The organism is Streptomyces sp. SID14478 (genome assembly GCF_010548525.1).
GTDB lineage: Bacteria > Actinomycetota > Actinomycetes > Streptomycetales > Streptomycetaceae > Streptomyces.
The window spans coordinates 1-2,958 of sequence record NZ_JAAGMG010000323.1; the positions used below are offsets into that span (position 1 = coordinate 1).

1 protein-coding gene is annotated in these 2,958 nt (G+C 76.2%); it reads left to right on the forward strand.

Annotated features, from left to right (window positions below):
* On the forward strand, positions 1-2,958 hold a 2,958-nt coding region (locus G3I40_RS10865; protein WP_164301954.1), incomplete at both ends, for a type I polyketide synthase.

Genomic DNA, 2,958 nt, shown 5'->3' on the forward strand with positions numbered 1-2,958 from the left:
GAGCCGATCGCCGTCGTCGGCATGGGCTGCCGCTTCCCCGGCGGCGTCAACTCCCCGGAAGAACTCTGGGAGTTGATGGCCGCGGACGGCGACGCCGTCTCCGGCCCGCCCACCGACCGCGGCTGGGACACCACGGCCCCCGACACCCGCACCGGCGGCTTCCTGCACGACGCCGCCGGCTTCGACGCGGACTTCTTCGGCATCTCGCCGCGCGAGGCGCTCGCCATGGACCCGCAGCAGCGGCTCCTGCTGGAAGTCGCCTGGGAGGCCCTGGAGCGCGCCGGCTTCGATCCGGCCGCGCTGGCCGGCACCCCCACCGGCGTCTTCGCCGGAGTCGGCGCCGTCGACTACGGGCCGCGCCCCGACGAGGCGGCGGCGGACGTCCTCGGCTATCTCGGCACGGGCACCGCCTCCAGCGTGGCCTCCGGCCGGATCGCGTACACGCTGGGCCTCGAAGGCCCCGCGCTCACCGTGGACACCGCCTGCTCCTCCTCTCTCACCGCGACCCACCTGGCCATGCAGTCGTTGCGCCGCGGGGAGTGCACGACCGCGCTCGCGGGCGGCGTCACGCTCATGAGCACCCCCGGCGCGTTCACCGAGTTCCACAGCCAGGGCGGGCTCGCCGCGGACGGCCGGTGCAAGCCCTTCGCCGAGGCCGCCGACGGCTTCGCGCTCGCCGAGGGCGCCGGCCTCCTCGTCCTGCAGCGGCTGTCCACGGCCCAGCAGGAAGGCCGCCGCGTCCTGGCGGTGCTGCGCGGCTCGGCGGTCAACCAGGACGGCGCGAGCAACGGCCTCACCGCACCCAACGGCCCGGCCCAGCAGCGGGTGATCCGACAGGCGCTCGACGACGCCCGGCTCGGCCCCGCCGACGTCGACTACGTAGAGGCGCACGGCACCGGCACCACCCTCGGCGACCCCATCGAGGCACACGCACTGCTGGAGACCTACGGATCCGGGCGCGCCGGGGACGATCCGCTGTGGATCGGCTCGGTGAAGTCCAACATCGGCCACACCCAGGCCGCCGCCGGCGCCGCGGGCCTCATCAAGACGGTCCTCGCCCTGCGGCACGGCCTGCTGCCCCGCCTCCTCCACCTCGACGCGCCCTCCACGCGGATCGACTGGGAGACCGGCGCCGTCGCCCCGCTCGGCGAGAGCAGGCCCTGGCCGCGCGGCACCCGCACGCGCCGCGCGGGAGTCTCCTCGTTCGGCATCAGCGGGACCAACGCGCACCTCCTCGTGGAGGAGGCACCGGAAGCCGACGCGGTTCCCGAGAGCGAGGCCGCGGGCCCCTGCCCGCTGCTCCTGTCCGCCCGGACCGAGGACGCCCTGCGCGACCAGGCCACCCGGCTCGCCGCCCACATGGAGCGGCCCGACGCCGCCCCGCCGGCGGACATCGCCTTCACCCTCGCCACCTCGCGCACCACGTTCGCGCACCGCGCCGTCGTCGTGGCTGGCGACCGCACGCGGACCCTGGCAGCGCTGCGCGCCGTGGCCGCCGAGGAGCCGCACGCGCACGCGGTCACCGGCACCGCACGACCCGGCCGCAAGGTCGCGATGGTCTTCCCCGGACAGGGGTCGCAGTGGGCCGGCATGGCCGCCGAACTCCTCGCCGCGTCACCGGAGTTCGCCCGCTCCCTGCACGCGTGCGAGCAGGCGCTCGCACCGCACGTCGACTGGTCCCTGACCGAGGTCATCGCCGACGGCGCGCCCCTGGACCGGGTGGACGTCGTGCAGCCCGCGCTGTTCGCGGTGATGGTGTCGCTGGCCGCGCTGTGGCGCGCGCACGGCGTCGAACCGGCCGCCGTGATCGGGCACTCGCAGGGGGAGATCGCCGCCGCGTGCGTCGCCGGCGCGCTGTCCCTGGAGGACGCCGCGAAGGTCGTCGCCGTGCGCGCCAAGGCGCTGCGGTCCCTCGCCGGCACCGGCGGAATGGTCTCCCTGGCCCGCACCGAGGCGCAGGCCGAGGTACTGCTCGCCCCCTACGGCGGCGCCCTGTCGATCGCCTCGGTCAACGGGCCCGGATCGGTCGTGGTGGCCGGCCCGCGCGCCGAGCTCGACGCGCTGCTCGCCGCCTGCGCGACCGACGGCGTACGGGCACGCGACATCCCCGTGGACTACGCCTCCCACTCGCCCATGGTCGAGCCGCTGCGTGCGGAACTGACGGCCGCGCTGTCCGGCATCGTCGCCCGGACCGCACCCGTGCCGCTGTACTCCACGACGACCGGCGAGCCGATCGACACCGCCCTCATGGGCGCCGACTACTGGTACCGGAACCTGCGCGAACAGGTCAGGTTCGAGACGGGCACGCGCCTGCTCGCGGAGGCGGGCTTCGACGCCTTCATCGAGGTGAGCCCGCAGCCCGTCCTCACCCCGGGCATCGCGGCGACCGTCGAGGCGGTCGGCTGCGACGCCGCGGTCCTGAGCACCCTGCGGCGGGACGCGGGCGGCCCGGACCGGTTCCTGGCCGCGCTCGCCGAGGCCCATGTGCACGGCGTACGCGTCGACTGGCGCCCCGCGCTGGCGCACGGCACCGTCGCCGAACTCCCCACCTACCCCTTCCGGCACCGCCCGTTCTGGCACACGGCACCCGGCCGCCGCACCGAGCCCGCCGACGAGGGGCTGCGCTACCGCGTGCAGTGGCACGACGCCACGTGGCAGACGGCCCCGCTCACCGGCCGCGTCCTCCTGGTGACGGGCCCCCAAGTCCCCGACGCCTGGGGCGAGATGGTCCGCCGGGCCATCGAACGCGCCGGAGCGACGGCCGTCACGGTCCACCGCGGCGCAGGCAGCGGACAGGAACGTACCGGGACGGCCACCGCCCTGCGCGCGGCCGTGGCCGACGGGGAGCCCACGGCCGTGGTCTCGCTGCTCGCCCTGGACACCGACGGGGACGGGCCCGCCGACGCGGCCCGGCTCCCCGCCTGGCGGACCCTGACCCTGGCCCAGGCCCTGGGCGAC